18 protein-coding genes and 2 tRNA genes are annotated in these 21,008 nt (G+C 47.6%); 2 read left to right on the top strand and 18 right to left on the bottom strand.

Going from position 1 to position 21,008, the window contains the following annotated elements:
- Positions 1-48: 48 nt before the first annotated feature.
- The 8 genes from C508_RS19315 to C508_RS0102560 form a co-directional block, all read right to left on the bottom strand.
- Complete coding sequence (locus C508_RS19315; RefSeq protein WP_018701979.1) at positions 49-2,103, bottom strand: HD domain-containing phosphohydrolase; 2,055 nt, start codon at positions 2,101-2,103, stop codon at positions 49-51.
- A gap of 176 nt (positions 2,104-2,279) precedes the next feature.
- Positions 2,280-3,626 carry an MFS transporter gene (locus tag C508_RS0102595; RefSeq protein ID WP_018701978.1) on the bottom strand — a complete coding sequence of 449 codons (1,347 nt, stop codon included), beginning with the start codon at positions 3,624-3,626 and terminating at the stop codon, positions 2,280-2,282.
- A 345-nt stretch (positions 3,627-3,971) separates the two neighbouring features.
- Positions 3,972-4,940 (bottom strand): nuclease-related domain-containing protein, encoded by a 969-nt coding sequence (locus C508_RS19310; RefSeq protein WP_018701976.1) that lies wholly within the window; start codon positions 4,938-4,940, stop codon positions 3,972-3,974.
- A gap of 144 nt (positions 4,941-5,084) precedes the next feature.
- Complete coding sequence (locus tag C508_RS0102580; RefSeq protein ID WP_018701975.1) at positions 5,085-6,029, bottom strand: DUF6612 family protein; 945 nt, start codon at positions 6,027-6,029, stop codon at positions 5,085-5,087.
- 325 nt (positions 6,030-6,354) lie between these two features.
- Positions 6,355-8,337 (bottom strand): methyl-accepting chemotaxis protein, encoded by a 1,983-nt coding sequence (locus C508_RS19305; RefSeq protein WP_018701974.1) that lies wholly within the window; start codon positions 8,335-8,337, stop codon positions 6,355-6,357.
- 265 nt (positions 8,338-8,602) lie between these two features.
- Positions 8,603-8,692 (bottom strand) — tRNA-Ser (locus tag C508_RS0102570).
- Between the two features lie 5 nt (positions 8,693-8,697).
- Positions 8,698-9,162 (bottom strand): tRNA adenosine(34) deaminase TadA, encoded by a 465-nt coding sequence (gene tadA, locus C508_RS0102565; protein ID WP_018701973.1) that lies wholly within the window; start codon positions 9,160-9,162, stop codon positions 8,698-8,700.
- A gap of 63 nt (positions 9,163-9,225) precedes the next feature.
- Positions 9,226-9,900: a Crp/Fnr family transcriptional regulator gene (locus C508_RS0102560; protein WP_018701972.1), complete on the bottom strand. Its 675-nt coding sequence runs from the start codon at positions 9,898-9,900 to the stop codon at positions 9,226-9,228.
- 110 nt (positions 9,901-10,010) lie between these two features.
- On the opposite strand from C508_RS0102560, the gene C508_RS0102555 reads away from it, so the two are divergent.
- Positions 10,011-10,232 (top strand): hypothetical protein, encoded by a 222-nt coding sequence (locus tag C508_RS0102555; RefSeq protein ID WP_018701971.1) that lies wholly within the window; start codon positions 10,011-10,013, stop codon positions 10,230-10,232.
- A 150-nt stretch (positions 10,233-10,382) separates the two neighbouring features.
- Here the strand turns inward: C508_RS0102555 and nhaA are convergent, their stop codons facing one another.
- Positions 10,383-11,759 (bottom strand): Na+/H+ antiporter NhaA, encoded by a 1,377-nt coding sequence (gene nhaA, locus C508_RS17655; RefSeq protein ID WP_018701970.1) that lies wholly within the window; start codon positions 11,757-11,759, stop codon positions 10,383-10,385.
- A gap of 230 nt (positions 11,760-11,989) precedes the next feature.
- Between nhaA and C508_RS0102545 the strand changes: the two genes are divergently transcribed.
- Positions 11,990-12,064 (top strand) — tRNA-Gly (locus C508_RS0102545).
- A gap of 523 nt (positions 12,065-12,587) precedes the next feature.
- Here the strand turns inward: C508_RS0102545 and C508_RS0102540 are convergent.
- The 9 genes from C508_RS0102540 to C508_RS17635 all read right to left on the bottom strand — a co-directional run bounded on the left by C508_RS0102540 (position 12,588) and on the right by C508_RS17635 (position 20,758).
- Positions 12,588-13,067 (bottom strand): hypothetical protein, encoded by a 480-nt coding sequence (locus C508_RS0102540; RefSeq protein WP_018701969.1) that lies wholly within the window; start codon positions 13,065-13,067, stop codon positions 12,588-12,590.
- Positions 13,068-13,432: 365 nt separating this feature from the next.
- The gene (locus C508_RS0102535) at positions 13,433-13,732 is read right to left on the bottom strand and encodes an alpha/beta hydrolase family protein (protein WP_156817562.1); all 300 of its coding nucleotides are present in this window, start codon (positions 13,730-13,732) and stop codon (positions 13,433-13,435) included.
- The gene (locus C508_RS20235) at positions 13,695-13,853 is read right to left on the bottom strand and encodes a hypothetical protein (RefSeq protein WP_018701967.1); all 159 of its coding nucleotides are present in this window, start codon (positions 13,851-13,853) and stop codon (positions 13,695-13,697) included. Before C508_RS20235 ends, C508_RS0102535 begins: the two co-directional genes overlap by 38 nt.
- 20 nt (positions 13,854-13,873) lie before the next feature.
- The gene (locus tag C508_RS17645; RefSeq protein WP_245553709.1) at positions 13,874-15,379 is read right to left on the bottom strand and encodes a class I adenylate-forming enzyme family protein; all 1,506 of its coding nucleotides are present in this window, start codon (positions 15,377-15,379) and stop codon (positions 13,874-13,876) included.
- 51 nt (positions 15,380-15,430) lie between these two features.
- Positions 15,431-16,630, bottom strand: coding sequence for an MFS transporter (locus C508_RS0102520; RefSeq protein WP_018701965.1), 1,200 nt, complete (start codon positions 16,628-16,630; stop codon positions 15,431-15,433).
- On the bottom strand, positions 16,623-17,069 hold the full coding sequence (locus tag C508_RS0102515) for a MarR family winged helix-turn-helix transcriptional regulator (RefSeq protein WP_018701964.1): 447 nt from the start codon (positions 17,067-17,069) through the stop codon (positions 16,623-16,625). The genes C508_RS0102520 and C508_RS0102515 overlap by 8 nt, the downstream gene beginning before the upstream one ends.
- Before the next feature lie 221 nt (positions 17,070-17,290).
- Positions 17,291-18,475: an NrfD/PsrC family molybdoenzyme membrane anchor subunit gene (nrfD, locus tag C508_RS17640; RefSeq protein ID WP_018701963.1), complete on the bottom strand. Its 1,185-nt coding sequence runs from the start codon at positions 18,473-18,475 to the stop codon at positions 17,291-17,293.
- On the bottom strand, positions 18,465-19,244 hold the full coding sequence (locus tag C508_RS0102505; protein ID WP_018701962.1) for a 4Fe-4S dicluster domain-containing protein: 780 nt from the start codon (positions 19,242-19,244) through the stop codon (positions 18,465-18,467). The genes nrfD and C508_RS0102505 overlap by 11 nt, the downstream gene beginning before the upstream one ends.
- Positions 19,244-20,758, bottom strand: a complete 1,515-nt coding sequence (locus C508_RS17635) for a [Fe-Fe] hydrogenase large subunit C-terminal domain-containing protein (RefSeq protein ID WP_018701961.1) — start codon at positions 20,756-20,758, stop codon at positions 19,244-19,246. The genes C508_RS0102505 and C508_RS17635 overlap by 1 nt, the downstream gene beginning before the upstream one ends.
- Positions 20,759-21,008: the final 250 nt, after the last annotated feature.

Here is a 21,008-nt window from a genome sequence, read left to right as displayed (position 1 = left end):
TATTTTCATTTCGCTTCTAAAAGCCAATTTCCTTTCCGTTTTAATATTTTATTGTAAAACTTCTTCAAAAGCAGCCACTAGCTGCGCATCAAACTGTCTACCAGCACCTCTTCTTAGTTCTGCCAAGGCTTCCTCTTTCGACATAGCCTTGCGGTACGGACGGTCATTCGTCATAGCGTCATATGCGTCAACGATTGACAAAATACGGCAGGCCAAGGGAATCTCGTCGCCAGCCAGTCCCAACGGATATCCCTGGCCATCCCACCATTCATGATGGTGCAAAATGAAACTCGCAATAGGCTGCAGCGTTGGTGTCGCTTGCGCAATACGATAGCCGATCTCGCTATGTTTACGCATCTCCTTCCACTCGTCTGGTTCCAGACGTCCCGGTTTGTTCAAAATTCGGTCCGGCACGCCAATCTTCCCTACATCATGGAATTCCGCTAACAATCGCAAATCTCCCAGCGACTCCAAGGGGCTTTCAATTCGTCTGGCCACAGCCACTGCCAGCTCGCCTAAACGCCCGGCATGTCCTTCCGTAATATGATCTCGTGCCGCCAAGGCCTCCCGCAAAGACTGCACCACCTCATTGCAGCGGCTATGCTGCCGAAAAAGCTTCTCACCATACATCATGCGGTCCGCACTTCGCGTGAGCTCGCCTTCCCGGTTTTGCTCTCCCCAGGCAAAACCGATGGATACACTAAACGGAATACCGCCCTCCAACGCTACAAAGCCAAGGCGCTTCCGCAACACTTCCGCATAGCCATGCAACGTCTCTTCTTCAAGATCTTGCATAACAAAAACAAACTCATCCCCGCCAATCCGGTATAGTTCTCCTCGATCTTGCACCACTGTTTTTACCGTCTGCACCATGTTGCGTAAAAGCTCATCACCCTTATCATGCCCCAAGGCGTCGTTGACCAGCTTCAGGCCGTCAATATCAAAAAGAATCAATCCTAATGGCGTTGAAGCATTCGCCGCAGCCCGCTGCTGCAAATCCGCTTCATAAGCCAAGCGGTTACGGGCGCCTGTTAACCCATCATACCAACCAAGATACTGCATCTGTTGATGATTATCCCAAAGCTGCCGCAGCATTTGCTGTAGTTTCTTTGTCAGTACCGCGATCTCGTCGTTCCCCTTCACCGGCAGCGTCGAAAACTCCCGGGAAAAATCCTGGATTGTCTCTAAATAACGAGTCAGCTTCGTTACCCGGCGCAAAACCAGCCATTCCATCAGAAAATACGTACCTACGCCGCCAAAAACCATCATCGCCGCCAATACCGCTACTAGTTTCCAAAACATAGACACGCTTTGGCGATAGTAAATCCGCTCTTCTTCCAAATGCAGTTGCAAATAACCTTCTTCCAAAACATCTGCCAAATCTGCTTCTGCATAATTTTTCTCTTCGTCGTTCCAGAGACGAAAAAGGACGTTTTTGTAGCCTTGCTCATCTAGCCAAGCCGTAACCCCCGTTCCCTCTGCCGTACTCCAAGAAACCTGCCCGTCAACAGTCCACTGAATAGGCCCGCCCGGAAACGCCCCTAAGTAACGCCCCATAAATAGCCAACCATCCCCTTGCACCGTTTTCTTGGAATCCATGACACGATGAACAGAGAAAAGCAGCGGCCCTTGCGGCAGCCGCAATACACCAGTAAGAGAATTTTGATCCTGCTTCGCAGTTCGTGCAAGCAACTGCCGTACGATTTCCTGTTCCCGCGGCGCCGCCGGCCAGAACGTCTCCTGTTCTCCATCATAGGTCCGCAAAAACAAAAGAGTTCCCTCTTTATCGCCTAAAGCCATCCAATTCAGCTTTTGCTGCTGAAAAACAGACTTAGTCAGGTTCGCTTCTTCAAATTCCTCATTGCCGTCCTGCAGATATGCATACATATCATCCCACTCCGCCCAGTCAGCGGTAAAGTCGGATACAGAATCCACCTCATAGGCCACTGCGCGCACCATCCGCTCTGCATCCCTAGTAACAGCCTGACGTTCCACATTCTCCATATGAGTGCCAAAAAATAACCGCACTAAAATCACCAATGTTAGTAGCCCAACAGAAGCAAAACCTGCGCATATGAAAAACGTTTTTTGGCGAATTGACACAGCATCAACTCCCTAACGCAATATTCACACGAAATTATGTATTTTTAATATTCACCATAACAAAAGAAAACTCCTTTTAAATTCTTCACCCCCATGCCCTTGGGGGCAAAAAAGAGGCTATGATCCTATCCAGAAGGATCATAGCCTCTTACCTTTAGTTAATTACCTAGTTATAATCAAACTACTTCTTTCGGTTTGGCATTCCAAACCAACAAGGCCAGCAGGGCGGAAACCACTGCAGCGCCTACCCAGAAGTAACCAGCATAGGTGAAGTCATAGATCTTTTGGCCTTCGACAATCGTCATATGGGCATTGATAAAGTAGCCGCTGACCGCTTCTTGAAGAGCCGCACCAGCATAACTCAGCAAACCAATCATACCCATTGCAGCGCCAGTTGCGCGCTTCGGCACAATGTCAACCGCCATCAGGCCGCCCAAGTAGCACACCAATGCGCCCATTACCCAGCCGTAAACCGACAAGCTGACCATATCCATGGTAAAGCTCGGCGGCGCCCACAGGAATGCCGCAACCGAACCGGCATACAGCACACCGTAAATCAAGCAAGGCATGTTGCGTTTATGGTTGAAAAATTTATCCGAGAAAAGACCGCAAGTCATAGCGCCAAGAATACCGGCAATCTGCATACCGCCAAGTACGCCTGCAGCGCCAACCGTTGAATAGCCTTTAGCTGCGGTCAAATAAACTACGCCCCAGCTTTCGATAGCATAGCGGGTAATATAGCAGCAGAGACTGGACAAACCAAGAATCCAAACAGCCGGATTCTTAACAACTTCCCATTGCAACTGCGCAACGGTCTTATCCGTTTTAATAGCTGTCGGCTGTACGCCGCCGCGATATACTTCCGCATTCGGCAAACCATTGGTTTCCGGGCGGTCATGCATGAAGAACAGAATCGCCAGCGAACCGATCGCACAAACAACGCCCGGAACGATAAAGCCCATCTGCCAGCTATAGGAAGTAACCAACACAGCGGTTACCAAGTACGTAAAGGCTGCACCAAGATTATGGCTAGTAAACCAAATACCATAGTATGTGCCGCGTTCTTTGTTGGTGAACCATTGGTTCAGGGCTACGATGCAAGGACCAGCGCCAAAGGACTGGAACCAGCCATTAATGCCCCATAAAACCACCAAAGGCATAAATTCGTTACAAAAACCCATCAGCGTACTGGCAACTGAAGATATAAAAAGTCCGAAAGCGAAAAAGCGTTTATTATTAACCCTATCTGCCAAAAAGCTGTTGGTGAATTTGCCAATACCATACGTAATGAAGAATACTGAACCCATAAGGCCCAATTGCTGTGCATTCAAAATGCCCATAGACATAAGAGGTTTTTTGATAACCGAAAAATTAAGACGCAATACATAAAACAAAGCATAACCAATGGTAATAGAACCAAATACTTGCCAACGGAATAAATTAAACTTGGATTTGATTTCTTTTTCATCTGTCAGCGGAGTTGCATTCGGCCCAGATTTAAAGAAGTTCCAAAGAGCTCCCATAATCAAATCTACCTCATTTCTCTAAATTTTGATTGTCTCAGAAAAGCCGCAAATATCAAAAATGATAACCGCGCTAGTCCTCCTTCCTTTTTTTATTCCTGCTTATCTCCTTCTGAATTGTCACACAATATGGCTTCTTTGACTATCAGAAAAGAAATGAAAAACACGTAGGAAAAAATCCTATATGTTGTACGACTCTTTAGCAAACGACAAAAAGGCTTTGCAGCAAAATCCGCAAAGCCTTGATTTTCTTACTATTTTTTATAAGCATCGCTGTAATCGATAGCTATTTTTGAAATAACACTGAACAATTCCTCATGTCTATTCACAGGACAGAGAAGCACATTAATATGCCTTTTTCACTCTTTGTTCCTGCTCAGCCTGTCTCCGCTCGACTTCTTCCTTTAGTTTTTGATATTCTCCCAAGAATAGATTGCTCTCCATACGACCTTGTCCTGCTTCCATCTTAAAAGACTGTACGTGTCTACCATTTCCATAAGGAAGCTGCGAATAAACTCCCAACACTGCCGCAAAAAGAACAGCCGCGATTGCATTGTTTTTCGTAAAAATCACTTCAGATACGAACGAGGTTCTGCTAGATTTGGAATCTTCTTGCAGCAGCACATTTTTCAACCGACTCATTTTTTTGTGACCTAAGGTTTCCCGCGCCTTAGTATTCTCTATCTCATAAACAAGCGACTTCCCGCAAGTATATACCTTATTACTTTCAACATCCACTCCAGAAGGTTGGTTTGTTAGAAAAACCATCGGAGTAATCCAAAATCGCACTTGGTTTTCCTCTAGAATCCGGGAAAGAATGTATACACTGCGTTTTACTTGCTTAATCGGGTTTTTCATCTTCGCAGTGTAAACGCCGCCTTGTCTCCCTGTCTTTTTTTGCTCCCAATAGTCTGCATCCGCTTCACCCGATATCTTCCCCTTGTGATTTTTAACTTCAACGGCAAAAATCCCGTTACTTCCTATTACCAGCAGATCGATCTCACATTCTTTTCCTTCATACTGCAAATGAAAATTGCTAAAAACGCAATAGTCGCTGGGTAGTTTTCCAAGATACTTCTTGGCATCGCTTTCACCCCTAGCCCCCGAAAAGAGTTTAAAGGCTTTTTGCAGATAAAAGTTAGCAGGAACGGTAAGCAACACCGGAATCAAATGAAAATAAACGTCAAAATGAAAGCTATATTTAAAAAAGAAATAGAAGTACAAGAGCAATGGTAAAACGAACAGACTTGCTAAAAACAGATTAGCAATGGCTTTTGATTGCAAATAGCTTGGCGAAGCATGTACTTTGGCCATTAGAATCTCCTTTTGTCGATTATCTATAAAATCATACGCCGAAAAGACAGTTATGCTATCACACGCATAGACGAAAGCGAGCCATTTTTCAATGACTCGCTGGTATTGTGTCTTTTTCTTCCGAACACTAACGCCTGCTTATGCTTACTTAACCGCCGGTTTCGCAAGCGCCTCTTTACCTTTAACTTCTATTTCCCGCGCTGTATCCTTCGCTTCTTGCGGAACATCCACCGGACCGGTTTGATTAAATTTCGAATAAGTTACCTGTAAGTTCAAGGTCGATTTTTGGATAAAATCGTTCATTTCTTCCCGATCTTTCGCTGGGGCCAGATTCAAAAACAAGCTAGCTCCTTTGCGAATCGGACCAGTAAGATCCATTTCGATTTCTTTTATCATCTTAGTTGCTTTATCGACTTTCACGGTATATTTAATATCCCCAGCCGCCAACAAACCGATCCGCATCAGCGCCGCCGCTTTTTTCAGTTCTTCCCCTTGCTTGGGATCGACCAACTTCTGCGCTTGCTGCTGCATAGCGACTTCCATCGCATCGCTGAGTTTCATAGCATCCAGGGTAATTTCCAATGTCTTGTAGCTAGGTGTTTCTCTAGTCGTTTTTACCAATTTTAAATACTGCATCATTTCTTCTTGAGCGGCTGTTCGCTCCGCTTCCGTGGGCGCTTTACTCAAAGCAGTCCCTACGGGCACTGTTTTTTTGAGCCATTTATCACCTTGGAGCATATAGACTACCAAGTTTTCCTGATCCGCTTCCCCGCACTGTTTTACCTCAAACCGCGTTTCTTTATTCAATAGATCATGATATAAAAAGCTGAGGTCCTGTTTAAACTTCAGCGGATTTCCCTGTAAATCTCCACTGGCGGCAAGTTGAAGATCCCCCTTAGGACTATCCCCTTTAGCCGTTATATCATAGTGCACACTCCGAACAGAAGCCATAGTTTTGTATACATCGCGCAAATAAGTCCTATCCACTGTATTTTCTTCTGCCAGCGCGATCGGGTTATACAACAATACCATTAGCAGACTCCACAGAACCGCAATTCCCCAGTTTCTTTTTTGTAAACGCTTTCTCATCTCCCAGACCTCCATGAATAATTTTTAACTGAATCTATTTATTTAAAACTCCTTCCCAATTTTAGGCTTTGAAACCGCTGCCACGTACCTCTATGTATTCTGTTGTTATTTTACACTACTATTGGGTAGTATTAAAGAATTTTCACTCCTTCGCATTTCAGCGTGTAAGCGCTTTCCATTGCTATTTCGCTTCATATCCAGCCAAAAGCAATCGCTCATGCATGTATGTATGCATGCATGTAGACTATAAGCCAAAAGGCTTTGCAGCAAAACCTGCAAAGCCTTTTTACATCGAGCATACGATTCAGAGCTATGATTTTACGCTTTACAGCCGGAACTTGTCTACCGCTTCCTGCAACTCCTGCGCAAGCTCGGCCAGACTTTGGCTCGAAGTAGAAATTTCCATCATCGACGCTGTCATTTCTTCCGCCGCTGCCGACACATGTTCGGCCTGGCTGGCAGAGCCTTGGCTTACCTTTTCAATGTCCAAGACTGAAGAAACGATCTTCTCGCTCCCTTTAGCAATTTCACCAATAGCAGAAGAGATGTTCAACATCTGGCCGGATACTTCTTGCGTCATTTGGGAAATATCGCGGAAAGTCAGCCCCGCATCATTCACTACAGTAATGCCGACTTGTACCGATCCGGCGGATTCTTCCATAGCCTGGACAGCGACCTGAAGATCTGCTTGATTTTGTTGAATCAAATCCGTAATTTCTTTAGCAGCCGTCTCCGATTGTTCCGCCAGCTTGCGGACTTCCTCCGCTACCACTGCAAATCCTCGGCCCTGTTCACCCGCCCGAGCAGCTTCAATCGCGGCGTTGAGAGCTAACAAATTGGTCTGCCCAGCAATCTCGGAAATCACGTTGACAATTTCGCCAATATGGCGGGATGATTCTGCCAGCTTTTTGACCGCGCTGTTAACTGCTTTGCTCCCTTCTCCAATGCTCCCCATCTGCTGGACTGCACGCTCGATCGCTTGACTTCCTTGCGCAGTGGCCGCCGAGGATTTATCGCTTAATCCAGTAATAGTTTCTGCCGTAACCGCCACTGATTCCGTATGAGAGGAAACTTGCCGAACTATCGTCGAAGCGTCATTGACAGCACCTAACTGCTTTGATGTGCCAGCCGCCACTTCCGTAATCGCCTGGGCAACTTGATGACTTACTCTCGCCGACTGTTCGGCGCTGGCCGTCAATTCTTCCGAAGAAGCGGCCAGCGTTTGCGACAGGTCATGCACATGCTTAACCAATTCTCGCAAATGCAACAGCATTGCATTGAAATTCTGCGCCAGAATGCCAACCTCATCCGAGGAATTTACTGCCACAGACTGAGTCAGATCGCCGTTTGCAACCGTGCTGGCTGCTGCCCCAAGTTGCAACAACGGCCCAATGATTTTTCGCGCCATCCACAATGCAGCGAGAAAGGCCAGAACAATGGCGATCAAAAGCGTAACCGCTACGGTAACAACCATTTTATTTCGAGAATCGTGGACTTGAGCCATGGATTCGCCAGCGAACAAGACTCCCACCGGCTTACCCGCAGGATCAATGATCGGTTCGTATGCCGTAAAGTAATCCATACCCAAAATATTTGCTGTACCATTGAATGACTTTCCCTGCTTCAGGACAATATCGGCGATGGCTGGATCTAGTTTGGTTCCAATCTGGCGCTGTCCATTTTGGGTGATAGTAGTTGACTCGCGAACATCATCCTTGAAAAGGGTTGCGTCAACATTGAACAGTTTTTTGGTTTTATCGACTACTTCATTTTTTGTCAGAGTCACTCCTGGAGTAATAACCCCCACAATCTGCCCCTGCCCGTTTCGGACCGGCGCTCCAGCTCTAGCCGACAGCTTCACTACCGTTCCCGGTTCTATTCCAGCCGTCACCTTACCTTTCAACGCCTCCCGTACATTCGCCTGCCCAACAACGCTGTCCCCTTTTTTTGCCGGTTCGTGCGTCCGAGCGATTACGATTCCTTTTTCATCCGAAATCGTAATCGAATCGACGGGGACATCTTTGATAAGCTGTCCGACTACTGCCAACACTCGAGCTGTGTCCTTAGCCTCCACTGCACTAGCAACATCAGGATTAGCGGCAATTAGAATCGCCCGCAACTTCATCTCCTGTTTGGCATCTTCCAAGACATTATGTAGGCCGTTCACTCCGGATTGCGCTAGATTTCTAGCCGTGGTATCGGAATAATCCGTAAAGAAGTACAAAACTGCACTCATAACAGCAATTCCGATCACCGCAAGCATTACGGAGATAAAGACAATCAACTTAGTCTTAATAGAACGAAACATTTTTTCTCCTTTCAAGCATAGCACAGCGCTAATTCAACGGACGATAACAAATAGATGTAATTATACAACATTCCTTTATGCCCCTAAAAATAGGATAGAAAGGAAGTACAATTTTATTATTCAATTCCTACATCAAAAAACCTCTATATAATACGAATTTTTACGAACGGTGAAGTTGGCACATTCTATCTTAAAATGAAGCAAAATATAAGCACGCAAAACAAAAAAGCTACCGATTTAATCGATAGCTTCAATCCCTTTAAAATGGCGGAGAGGGTGGGATTCGAACCCACGGTCCCGGTTAAGGGACACTTGATTTCGAGTCAAGCACCTTCGACCACTCGGACACCTCTCCAAATGCTATTTTTTGCGCCGCTGCCGAAAGAACTCTTTCATAATACCAGCGCATTCTTCCTGCCGTACTCCAGAGGTAACCTCTAAGGAGTGGTTCAATGCAGGATGCTGTACGATATTGAACAAGGACTCCACTGCGCCAGCTTTAGCGTCCGCACTGCCATAGACAAGGCGTGTAACACGGCTATTTACAAGGGCTCCCGCACACATCGAACACGGCTCAATTGTAACATAAAGCGTTGTCCCAGTCAAACGCCAGCGCGACAATTTCTCACAACCTTGGCGAATCACCAGCATCTCCGCATGTGCTGTACCGTCATGGCCGGTTTCGCGCAGGTTATGCGCCGTTGCCAATACTTTACCTTCATAGACCAATACCGCCCCAATGGGGATCTCTCCTTTTTCGGCGGCTTTATGCGCTTCTTCCAAAGCCAATCCCATATAATAGTCGTCTAGTTCCTGCTGCAGCATATCTAGCCTCCGTTTTCATGCTAGAGGTATTATAGAATAGCCCCTTTAGCTAGTCAAGAAAACTTAAGAAGACAATTCAAGAAGCTGTTCTTCCTGTAATAAGACAATGCGATTCCCCTCCATCGAAATCCACTTGCGCCTTTTAAAATCACTCAACGTACGGCTTAGAGTTTCCCGCGAGGTTCCCATCAAGCCAGCCAGCTCCTGCCGGGATTCCGGTAATTCCAAAAGCGGCTTCCCTGCTGCGTCTCGTTTTCCCTGCTCCCGGCTCAAGCGCAGCAATAATTCCGCCGTCCGAGCAGGTACATCCTGCAACGCCAATTCCTTGATTTTTTGCTGGGCGTACAGTAAGCGCTGACTCAACGAGCGAATCAAGAGCAAAGCCAAGGCGTTATTTTCCAAAATTAATTTTTCCAGGTCCTCATTGCGAATCAAGCCAATCCGACTGTCTTCAACCGCTATCGAAGCAGCAGGATATGGTAAATGGTTAAATAAGAGCACTTCCGCAAAAATCTCTCCCGTTTTTAGAAATTTGATAATGTGCTCCCTCCCGTCTTCCGCCGTTTTGACAATTTTCACTCGCCCTGTGCGCACAAAATGGAGTCCTTCTCCTGGTTCTCCTTCTAAAAAAATGCTTTCCCCTTTTTTATACGTCCTCTCCAAAACAACCGCATCAATTCGCTGTAACACATCTGTCGGCAAATCGCCAAACAGCGGCACTTGCTTCAAATATTCCACTTCGCATCCCTACCGTTTCTTCATTTAGTTGCCGACCCTATCCAAACATGTTAGAATAACTTTAATGTTTACCACATCTGTTCTTGCATGAAACTCTCAAGGAGGACTCTATGAAATACCTCGATACCTTAATCCGCATGTTATCGATCTGCAAATATGGTTTAGTTATCGGCTATGTATACGCCGCTTTTGTTTTGATTTACCAAGATTACGACATAACCACTCTTTTTCTGGTTTCCTTTGCTTATCTTTTCGTCGTTGCCATCTTCGCCTTCTTTGAGCGACAGCTACGAAAACGTTATGACTCCATCTGCGCCAAATTTAATTCGTAAGAAAGATTTGCAACTTTGTTGCTTTGTCGTTTATACAAATTTCGAGACCGCTTATCTAAAACCTGTTTTTCAGCTTAAAAATTTGCACAAGCTAAATCAAAACTGCCGTTAGCAAGCATTTTCGCATTCTAACGGCAGTTTTTACGTTTATTACATCTTTTTATCTAACAAAGTTTCGTTTTTAGAGGCATGGCTGCCTCCCAGCAGCAAAGCCACGCCCAAAAAAGTGGATGCTAGCGAGGCAAGAAGGATTGCTAATTTGGCCGACTCCAAAAAACGCACTTCCACAAAAGCCAGGTTCGCAATAAAGATAGCCATCGTAAACCCAATGCCTGCAAAACATCCCGCCGACCACATCTGCCGCCACGACATGCCACTAGGACGCTCGGCAACTCCCAGCTTCTCCAAAAGCCAGCACACGCTCACAATTCCCAACGGCTTACCCAGCGAAAGCCCGACAATAATTCCTACCGACAATGGCTCGGCGACGCTGCCTAACAGCTCCGCTTGAATAGTTACCCCGCCGTTAGCTAACGCAAACAACGGCAAAATGCCATACGCAACCGTCGGATGCAACGCATGCTCCAAACGCTGCAAGGGAGTGCCTGCATCTTGATACAATTTGGCAATTTGCGCCAGCACATCATGATAGACCGGATCTGCTAAAACGTTTTTCTCGGAAGAACTTAAGGTCTGCAATTTACGTGTCAACGCATCGCCTTTTTCCGCCGCTTTAGCCCTGGAGATTCGGGTTTGCACTGGAATGGCAAAGGCTGCCAGGACGCCTGCCAAAGTGGCATGTACACCGGAAAAAAGGATCGCCCCCCACAGCAACACGGCCAACCCTAAATAAGAACTTACATTCCGTACTCCAGAACGATTTAAATAGAGCATAAAGACAAAAATACCCGCACCAGTCCCCAGCCACTCCCACACCGGCGCCGGGGAATAAAACAGTCCAATTAATAAAATGGCCCCAATATCATCCACGATCGCCAGCGCCGTCAAAAATATTTTCATCGTAACCGGCACACGCTTGCCCAACAAAGACAACACGCCTAAAGCAAAGGCTATATCTGTCGCCGTAGGAATCGCCCACCCTCTTAGAGTCTCGGGGCTGCCTCCTTGGAGCGCCGTAAAGAACACGGCCGGCATAATCATACCGCCCGCCGCGGCAGCCACCGGAAACAAGGCTTTGCGCCAAACCGACAGTTCTCCTACGAGAAGCTCTCTTTTGATTTCTAACCCAATCAGAAAAAAGAAAATCGCCATCAAACCGTCATTGAGCCAATGATGTAAGCTTTTCTGCAAAATAAAGCCATCCAGGAATACGCCTAAATACGACTCTTCCCACAATGCATGATACTGCTCTGAAAAACTGGAGTTGGCCCACACCATGCCAATAACCAACGCTACTAAAAGAAGATTCCCCCCTAACGAGTTCGCTTGCATAAACTTTTTAAATGGTTCAGTTACAATATATTGCAGTTGCCTTGCAATCCTCAATTTCAAGCGGCTTCTACGCATATCGCCACCTCCAAACTATTTTCACTCCCAGAGATCAGCCTTTTCCAAAGACTTGCCTTGCTATTTTTCCTTACCATTTACTTCTCTTCCACTCTCTTTTCAAGAATTTCTCTTTTAGTCTTTGCGTTCCTTCTTCAATAGCTGCTTTGCTGCTTGTTTTTTCAAGCCTCATGAGCTATAATAAAGTCCGTCGGAACAAGCACGTTTGCCTTGTTTTGACATAATTCCGAGCGGGTGTAGCTCAGTGGTAGAGTACCGGCTTCCCAAGCCGTGGGTCGAGGGTTCGAATCCCTTTACCCGCTCCAGCAAATTTGAGGTCTGATGCCTTTGGGCGTCAGACTTTTTTTGTTTCACCGCAAAAAATAGAAGGAGCCCTTGGTGACAGGCTCCTCCAAATAATAAGCATTATTCATTTGTTATTATTATACAGTTCTTATTTGATACTGTCAAACACAAAGGATTATCCAACGCTCCCGCACTGCCTTGGTAATGGAAGTGCATCACTTGATACTATTTATAGCGCGGCACTTGGCAAAGCGCTTGATAAATTAATAATCGATATATCAAAGTTTTGCAAAATAATTACATAGTAAGCTGCTACATATTTCGCAACAAAATTCTATAGCTGAAAGATCGAGGTTTTGCAACAATCTTGATGGTATCTTTGAAGGATGGTTCTTTTTTTGATGTTCCATCGTCAACACGCGTAAGTGCAAATAAAATACCCTCCCTCAGCCACTTCAGCCCCGGAAGGGTATTCTCTATTCTTCATTACTATAGCTTTGCCTTCATCCATCAGGCTAGAAACATTTCATTTCAAACAATGTTTTATGGCTGTTTTTTCAGGATGCCGCTATAATCAGAGGCATAGGGAGATGTTGCAGCGAGCCAATACTCTAAAGTTCCATCTGGCTTCAATGTATACTCCTGCGTCATATCAGAACGAGCAAACGGCGGTTTTAGAGGAAGCTTTATCTTGCCAAACATAGACACATTCCCCACTGCGCGTGTCCATTTTGTTTCGCCGGATCTAGGATCAGAACCATAAGAAACAATTACGCTAACTTGATTGCCTTCAATTTTTTCTACAATTAATACAATTTCACGACTCCCATTATTGCCGCCGTTCCGTCCGGTCCAGTTGAACTTTCCGACCCATTTCCCAGAGAGTGATGCTAGTTTTTCCGGAACATCCGGACCTGGAGCAATGATATTAACGTCGTTTGGCAACGGAGGTGGTGCGGCTGCTGCTGGTAATACCGTCAGTGCAAAAAGCATGCATAGTAAAGATAAAACTTTTCGAAACATTTTATATCCTCCCCTTCATTTAGTTGAGCCGCTATTTTACGCAAAGATTGCTTAAAGGCTCATGGAACAATTTTATCACTATATGTAGTTATTTTCCATAAAAACAAAACATTTCCACCAAAATCCATACTAGGTCGCAAGTAATATGCTTCTCCTAATAAGACAATAAGAAATTAAACGGTCTTGCCATGGTGATCTATTATACCCCATAAAAAGGCTCCTAGATTTTAGATAAAAAAGAATAGGAGCCTCCTCGATGACAGGCTCCTCTATAAAGAACAACTATTAATTTGATCTCATAAAATAATACAAAACCCTCAAAAACAACTAGTATCTACAGAAATCATTTAATCCATAAATGCTTCTTATTCTGCAATTTTCCTACGCTCTGTACGTCGCAGAAACTCCCTCACCACATCAAGATACTCTTGGGGCTTTTCCAGGTGATGCTCGTGCGATGCGTCTTCTATAACCACCATTTCGGAACCAGGTAACGCCTGCTGATAAATCGCCGTAGTCTCTGGAGCCGCCTCATCATAACGACCGCAAGTAAAGAGAACAGGAACCTTGATCTCGTTTAACCGGCTTACTAATTCGGTTTTTCCGAGACTTCCTGTCATGGTAAACTCACTCGAACCGCACATGCTCAGGTAAACGATAATCATGCGGCGCTCCCGGTCCGCCATGCAGAATTACCAGCGGCATACCAGGCCGTTCTTTGCCTACAATGCGATACCCTACCTTTCCTCCAGGCACAGCAAGAAACCCTTCTTTTACGGAGTTCACAGCAAGCCCTCCTCTTCGAGTTACCCTTCTTTCTCTTCTGAATCCACTTCTTCGCCAAGCGCCCGATCTCGCAAAACGCGCTTCAAAATCTTGCCGGTTTGATTCTTGGGCAGGACGTCCAACACGACAAAGTCTTTGGGAACCTTATACGCCGCCAGAGCTTCCTGCAAATAATCACGCATCTCTTTTTTGTTAAAAACATGTCCCTCTGCAAAAACAAGATACGCCCGGGCCGCCTGCCCGCGCAGCTCATCCGGCACGCCAATAACGGCGGCCTCTACAATGCCAGGGTATTTATACAATAATTCTTCGATCTCCCGCGGGTAAATGTTTTCACCGCTAACAATAATCATATCTTTGAGGCGATCCACAATATGAATATAGCCTTCCGCATCAAGATACGCCAAATCGCCTGTATGCAGCCAGTCTTGCCGCAACGCTCGCGCCGTCTCCTGGGGCAGATTGTAGTACCCCAGCATGACATTGGGGCCTTGGACCAAGAGCTCCCCTACCGTCCCGGGTGGTACTAGGCCTTTACCGCCTTCGATTTTTACGTTCACCCCCGGAAGAGGACGCCCGATAGAGCAGGGCTTCACCCGGCCTGGCGGGTTCAAGCTCACCACCGGCGAAGCCTCGGACAAGCCATAGCCTTCTAAAATTTCCTGGCCAAATTTTCCCTGAAATCGCTTGGCTATTTTTTCCGGCAGCGGCGCTCCGCCGGATATGCAGGCGCGCACGCTTGCCAAATCCGCCGCTTCCCCTGTACGCAGCAACACATTGTACATGGTAGGCACTGCATAGATAACCGTAACCTGGTAGTCGCGAATGGCCGCCAGCGTCTCTTTCGGCGCGAAGGCGTCCAAAATAGTAATCGCCGCCCCGCCCAGCAAGGTCGTCAGCACAGAGCAGGTCCAGGCAAAGCAGTGATACATAGGCAGCACGCAAAGTACGCGGTCTTTGGGAACCATCGGCAGCACTTGCCGATAGGAATGTGCATTACTAATTAAATTCCGATGGCTCAGCACCGCTCCTTTAGGCTTTCCTGTCGTACCGGAAGTGTAGATAATGGCGCAGGGACGCTGCTCATTTTCCGGACTGTCCTCTAGCACTGGCACTGCCGGATCGTTCTTCAACGCTACAGCCTCTTTAAACTCCGCAAACACTAGGCGTGTTACAGGCAAATCCATGTCCCGTTCCGTCACCAGATAATTTACTTGAGCATCTTTTAAAATATATGCTGCCTCTTGTTCCGTTAATTGAAAGTTAAGAGGCACTACGACCGCCCCTAAACTGACAATAGCCAAGTAGCTGTACACAAATTCCACACAGTTTCTAGAAAAAAGCCCTACATTTTCCCCCGTCCGAATGCCCTGGGCGTAGAAAAAATTGCGATAGGCTGCAACATGGCTTTGCAATTGTCCATACGTAACTGCTTCATCGCGAGCCCCTAAAAAAGCAAAATCCTCTTGTTTCCCCTGAAATATTAAATGATGCACCAGCATGGTAATCACTCTTCTCTTCTTCAAACTTTACGTTCGTATCAAAATATGAGTATACCATACTTTGCAGTTATCGTCTCATGACAATTCTTTATTCAGCTCCACCTTGGAAGCTAATACATGCCGGCCATGGACTAGTACATACACACCCCAGACGCCAATAACGAAAAAGCTCAGCAGCCAATACATATGCCCTAATCCAAAAGAAGAAACCAGCGTTCCTAAAAGATACGCTCCCGCAGCCAGGCCCAGATCTAAGAAAGTAAAATACGTTGCCGTCACCACGCTGGCGCGTTCGGGCCGCGATTTTTGTACCGCAATGGTTTGTACCGTCGGCACAAGGACCCCGTAACCAGCGCCAATCAAGGCCGCCGCTCCCAACATGCCCAACATGGAAGGCATAGCGCCTAAAAGAATCATGCCTGCCGCTAAAAGCGCAAAGGCCGGATACAATACTACATTAGGACCATGCAGATCCATGATGCGCCCGGTAAACACCCGCACCATGACGGCGCAAAACGCCAAGACCACAAAAAACCAGTCTGTCAGCTCCGCCAAGCCTTGTTCTTTAGCATATACCGCCGCAAAGGTCAGCACGCCTGCATACGCAAGGGACACAAGCAAAATTACGCTGCACACCGGAATAGCCTGCCACTCCAAAAGTTTCTTCGGCGAGAAAGTAAGTTCTTGCACAAAGGCGCCTTGTGTTTGCTCCCGAATCGGCAACAGCAACGCCCAACCAAGCAATGTTGAAAGCCCGCAAAAAAGGAAAATCGCCTGAAAGCCAAAAAGAGCTTCCAGTTGCAAGCCCACAAACGGTCCGATCGCAGAGCCTGCCGTTACTACCGTAGTCAAATAGGCAATGCCTTCTCCCTTGCGGCTGTCCGGCACAAAGCGACTGCCCATGGACATAATAGCCGTATTGGCAATGGCAAAGCAAGCTCCGCCAAAAAAGCGCACTGAAAGTACCCACAGCGGCTGCGCCGCCACTAAAAACAATAAATGCGAAAGAAAGAAAAGAAACGAGCTGCCTAGCAGCACCTTGCGATGTCCAAAACGGCTTTCCAGTCCCGCCGTCTGCGTCCGAAACAAAACCGAAGCCAGTAAAAACAACGCATTGCTCAAGCCGGCCATTTCCACGCTCTGCCCCAATTCTTCCAGTACATACAAAGGCATAATCGGCAAATACAACGAATACGGCACAAAAACAAACAGCATCCCCAGAATTGTTAATATATAGCGTTTAGTCCACAATGATTCCGAATTACTCTTACTCATGCGTTGCCACCTCATGTTCCTTCCACTTATCTGCATTCTGCTGCAAACGCTGTAGAGCCTGCAAAAGCGTCTGTAGCTCCTCTTCCGTAAAATCAGCCAGTACAGCCTGACGATGCCTGCCTGTACACTCCATCCAGCAGGCATAGGCCTCTTTAGCCTTTGGCGCTAAGGCCACCTTGCGCTCTCGGCGATCCGCGCCCGTTTTGCGCACCACAAGGCCTTTCGCTTCCAACTTGGCAACGCTCTTGGAAATCGCCGCCGCCTCTAAATGCATATACTCTGCTAACGCTTTTTGCGTCAACTCGCCCCACTTGTCTAGCGACGTCAACACCGCCCATTCCGAAGCGGAAATTTCATAAGGCGCCAACACTTGGTTGACGCCTTTGTCAATACCGCGTACCGCCTGGTGCAAACCATGAAAAATCCCGTGCAAGTCCATCAACAGCCTCCTATTTTAGGATTTTTAAAAATACTTAACCAGTTAACTATTTTTTGTAGTGTACTCCTTTTTTCCCCTGCCTGTCAAGGAAATTGCTCTTTCTTCTCCTAATTCAGCAAGAAACTACCAGAAAAACAGCTTCATCGTCTGAAACTAAAAAGAGGCCTCTCTCGAGCGCCTCTTTTTGCTGCAAACATGGTTCTATGCATTTCTCACTAAAATTACTGATGCTCCAGTTCCGCCTCCGCTAGGCGGTGCTGCACGGAAACTTTTTCTTTTTCCGCTTTCGGCTTATAGTCCAAAATATAAAAATTTTCCACAATAAAGCAATACAACAAACAGCCCATCGCCAACAGCGCGGCGCTGACAATGATTTCCCATATCGACGGAAAATACAAGCTCTTTCCTTCCATGACCATTGCGGTAATCGCCGTATTCAGGCGGTTCATGATGACTCCTAGGCTGGTTAGTACGCCGTAAGTCAGAAGGCCGTTCTTCGTACGCCCCCAAAGGGTAAATAGAATTCCCAAGGGCAAGCAAAGGCACAGGCCCATTTCGAAAAAGAAAAACCAACTCTGCAAATTCCCTTGAAATACCAGCGGCCACAAACCACGCACCGTAAAATCATGCACCTTCAACAAGAGATACAAAAACATCATCACGCCGCCAATATAGGCTAAACCGCGCAAAACATGGAGCGGTACCGGATGCCGAAACACGCGGCCGGACAAGATGGACTCCACGCATACCATCGCCGGACCCACAAAAAAGGAAGACAGCAAAAAGTACGCAGGCAGCCATTCGGACCACCACAAAGGATATACCTTGTGTACGGCGATCAAGAAAAGCGCTCCTAATGACGATTGGTGTAGCGTGGGTAGTACAACGCCAATAATCATCAGCACAGGAATCATTTTTTTAAAATACAGATGCCATTTTCGACCGATGCGTTCGGTAACCACTTCCCCGAATTCCAAAAATTGAATGGTTGTATAAATGGAAACGCACCAAAAAACTTCAAACAGCACCGACGCATGGCCCCAGGAAACAAAAGGACGCCAGAAATTAAACCATTGGCCAATATCCAAAAAAAGACCTGCCATAACCAGCAGATATCCTAAAAGAGATGTCAGCATAGCCCCCCGTGCTACCGGATAGTAGCGGTCTTGATGCAAAATATGCACAATCAACGCCGTCGAATAGCCGCCGCCTGCCAAAGCAACGCCGGTGAGAACGTCAAAAGCGATCCAAAGCCCCCAGGGCCACTCATCACTTAGATTCGTCACCGCACCCATGCCGGTAACCAAACGAAAAACGATGACAATAATCCCTAAGAGCGCCACCGCCGTCAGGAAGTACCGTGCAGGCGTCACTGTAAAATTCCAGCCAAACAAGTTAACCTTCATCTTCCTCGCCGCCTTCCTTGTCTTCGTTTTTCAAACGCCGCCGACGCCGGGTATACCAGGACATGCCTGCCAAAAAGCCGCCCCAGCCCACAGCCAGCCATGGCGTCTGCGACAAAAATCCCTGCGTATAGGCAGGCAGGCTTTTCTCGCCCAGCTTTTCCGGAAAGCCAAGTTGTGCAAAAGGCGCATCTGACAGATATAACCAAGAAGTGCCGCCGATTTCCTTTTCGCCGTAAACATGGGGCACATAGGAACCGTTTTGCAAGCGACGATGCGCCTCCGCCAACAGTTCGGAGCGTTCTCCGTACAAGAGAGCCTGCGTCGGACAAGTGCCGGCACAAGCAGGGGCCTCTCCCGCCGCCAGCTTCGTAAAACAAAACTGGCACTTAGCCACCAGAGGAATTTGCTTGCCCCACTCATACTTGGGCACTTCAAAGGGGCAGGCCACCATACAGTATCGGCAGCCTACGCACAACTCCGGATGATAGATGACCGCGCCGTGTTCATCCCGCTGCAGCGCTTTCGAAAAACAAGCCGACACGCACGCCGGTTCCAGGCAATGCATGCACTGTTTTTTTACATATCGCCGCTGACTCCCGTTTACCTGGCGTTTCTCTAAAATCGTCCAGTTGCGCTCATTTAGCTGCGCTTTGGAACCGCTATGGGGAACCTGCTCATCATAAGCTAGGCCGTTCCACAACTTGCACGCCACCGTACAGGCCCCGCAGCCAATACAGCGCGTCACATCCACCAATACGCTCTTCGGCATCATAGTCTCCTTTCCGGCTGCGCCTTAGCCGCAAATGCTTGCCGTCGATCTTGAAACGAAGTATGCAACAACGCTTCGGCTTTTTCCCCGCAAGGCTCGCCTAAAAAAGTCTCATATACATTACGTGCCTCCTGGCTTTCATGACTGGAACGAAGATCCTGCCGATCCTGCGCGCGCATGGCGGCGATGCGCGCCTGCCGCCCTTCTTCGGTAGGCGGCAATTGACTTAACGGCTGACCGCCGCCCCCAACACAGCCGCCAGGGCAAGCCATTACCTCAATAAAATCCCAGCTTCCTTGTCCGCTTTGCAACGCTTCCAGCATGGCCCGCGCCTGCCCCAGGCCCTGCGCCGCCGCAAGACGAAGCGTCACGCCTTGGGGCAGAGTCAATTTTGCCTCTCGCAGGCCTCTTAAATCCTCTCGTTGCCGCCATTGCAGCGCGGCAGGCGGCAAATCCGCGTCTGAACCCTGCCGCCAAAGACTGCGGACGACTGCTTCGCTCACGCCGCCGCGAGCGCCAAAAATGCGACCGCCGCCGCTGGCGACGCCAAAAGGCGCGTCAAATTCGCGCGGCGCTAACGACGGTACTGCCATGCCTTGTCGCTGAAACAAAGCCGCAGCTTCCCGCACGGTCAGCACGGCGTCTACCGCCTGCAAGCCGGAGGCTTCTTTTTGACGCAAGCATTCAAATTTTTTCGCAGTACAAGGCATTACCGCTACAGAAAAAATATCCTTGAGCCGCAAGCCATAGTTCTTTCCATACTCGGACTTCAGCAACGTTCCCAGTATTTGCTGCGGCGATTTGACCGTGGACAAGCGCGGCAGCCATTGAGGGTAAAAATACTCGCAAAACTTCACCCACGCCGGACAGCAAGACGTAAAATGCGGCAGCGCCCCTTTATCCCAACGCTGCTGAAACTCCGCCGCCTCTTCCCATACCGTCACATCGGCGGCAAAAGCCGTGTCAAACACAGCCGCCGCTCCGCCTTGCCGCCATGCCGCCACATGCTGCTGCGCCGTAATACTCCCCGGAGCAAGGCCAAAGGCTTCGCCAAGGGACACGCGTGTCGCCGGCGCTAATTGAATCACCGTTTGCCGACTTTTATCCTCTAGCGCCTCTTGAACACGCTTGGTATCATTCTTTTCGCGGATAGCTCCAGTCGGGCAGGAAAGAGCGCACTGACCGCAGTGCACACAAATGGCCGCATCACGCACAGGCAATTCATACTGTCCGTATACAGTCTGCACATCCCGACAGACTTGCAGACACTGCCCGCAAAGAATGCATTTGCGGTCATCACGGCTCAGAGCCGGATCGTCTTCTTCCAAGGATACTCGTCCCCGCAAGGCAGCTAAAGCGGTCGCCGGCTGTCGATACTGCGCCGGCAGCCAACCATGTCCGCCTACCGTTTCACGACCGCAGCCAGCACTACCTAGTGCTCCTGCCGTTACCCCCAGACCACAGAGGCGTAAAAAATTCCGTCTTGAAAATGAAGTGCTATTCTTTGCGCCCATTTTTCTGCCGCTCCCTTGCACAAATTATAGAATCTTTTATATTGTCCGTATTATACTACTTTTAAAACCATTATTCAACTTTATAAAGTGAAAACTATCCCATTGTATACATTTAAACGAAAAGTATACTGCATTTTGCATTAAAAACGAAATAAAAAAAGAAGAATTGCCTTGTTTATCAAAAGACAATTCTTCCCTTATGATTTAATTTTTACATGCTATTTATAGCGCCCGCTTAGGAATTCTTTCC

Origin of the sequence: Anaeromusa acidaminophila DSM 3853 (assembly GCF_000374545.1) — a bacterium.
In the GTDB taxonomy this organism is placed as follows: domain Bacteria; phylum Bacillota; class Negativicutes; order Anaeromusales; family Anaeromusaceae; genus Anaeromusa; species Anaeromusa acidaminophila.
This window is presented reverse-complemented; position numbering and strand designations above follow the sequence as displayed.

Coding starts and splice junctions, on each gene's coding strand:
- C508_RS0102520 (WP_018701965.1), bottom strand. CDS start 16,630: ATGAGTAAGAGTAATTCGGAATCATTGTGGACTAAACGCTATATATTA.
- tadA (WP_018701973.1), bottom strand. CDS start 9,162: ATGCTGCAGCAGGAACTAGACGACTATTATATGGGATTGGCTTTGGAA.
- nhaA (WP_018701970.1), bottom strand. CDS start 11,759: ATGCGTAGAAGCCGCTTGAAATTGAGGATTGCAAGGCAACTGCAATAT.
- C508_RS0102515 (WP_018701964.1), bottom strand. CDS start 17,069: ATGGACTTGCACGGGATTTTTCATGGTTTGCACCAGGCGGTACGCGGT.
- C508_RS0102540 (WP_018701969.1), bottom strand. CDS start 13,067: ATGTTTCGAAAAGTTTTATCTTTACTATGCATGCTTTTTGCACTGACG.
- C508_RS19310 (WP_018701976.1), bottom strand. CDS start 4,940: ATGGCCAAAGTACATGCTTCGCCAAGCTATTTGCAATCAAAAGCCATT.
- C508_RS17635 (WP_018701961.1), bottom strand. CDS start 20,758: ATGGGCGCAAAGAATAGCACTTCATTTTCAAGACGGAATTTTTTACGC.
- C508_RS0102535 (WP_156817562.1), bottom strand. CDS start 13,732: ATGATTATCGTTTACCTGAGCATGTGCGGTTCGAGTGAGTTTACCATG.
- C508_RS0102505 (WP_018701962.1), bottom strand. CDS start 19,244: ATGCCGAAGAGCGTATTGGTGGATGTGACGCGCTGTATTGGCTGCGGG.
- C508_RS0102595 (WP_018701978.1), bottom strand. CDS start 3,626: ATGGGAGCTCTTTGGAACTTCTTTAAATCTGGGCCGAATGCAACTCCG.
- nrfD (WP_018701963.1), bottom strand. CDS start 18,475: ATGAAGGTTAACTTGTTTGGCTGGAATTTTACAGTGACGCCTGCACGG.
- C508_RS19305 (WP_018701974.1), bottom strand. CDS start 8,337: ATGTTTCGTTCTATTAAGACTAAGTTGATTGTCTTTATCTCCGTAATG.
- C508_RS0102580 (WP_018701975.1), bottom strand. CDS start 6,029: ATGAGAAAGCGTTTACAAAAAAGAAACTGGGGAATTGCGGTTCTGTGG.
- C508_RS0102555 (WP_018701971.1), top strand. CDS start 10,011: ATGAAATACCTCGATACCTTAATCCGCATGTTATCGATCTGCAAATAT.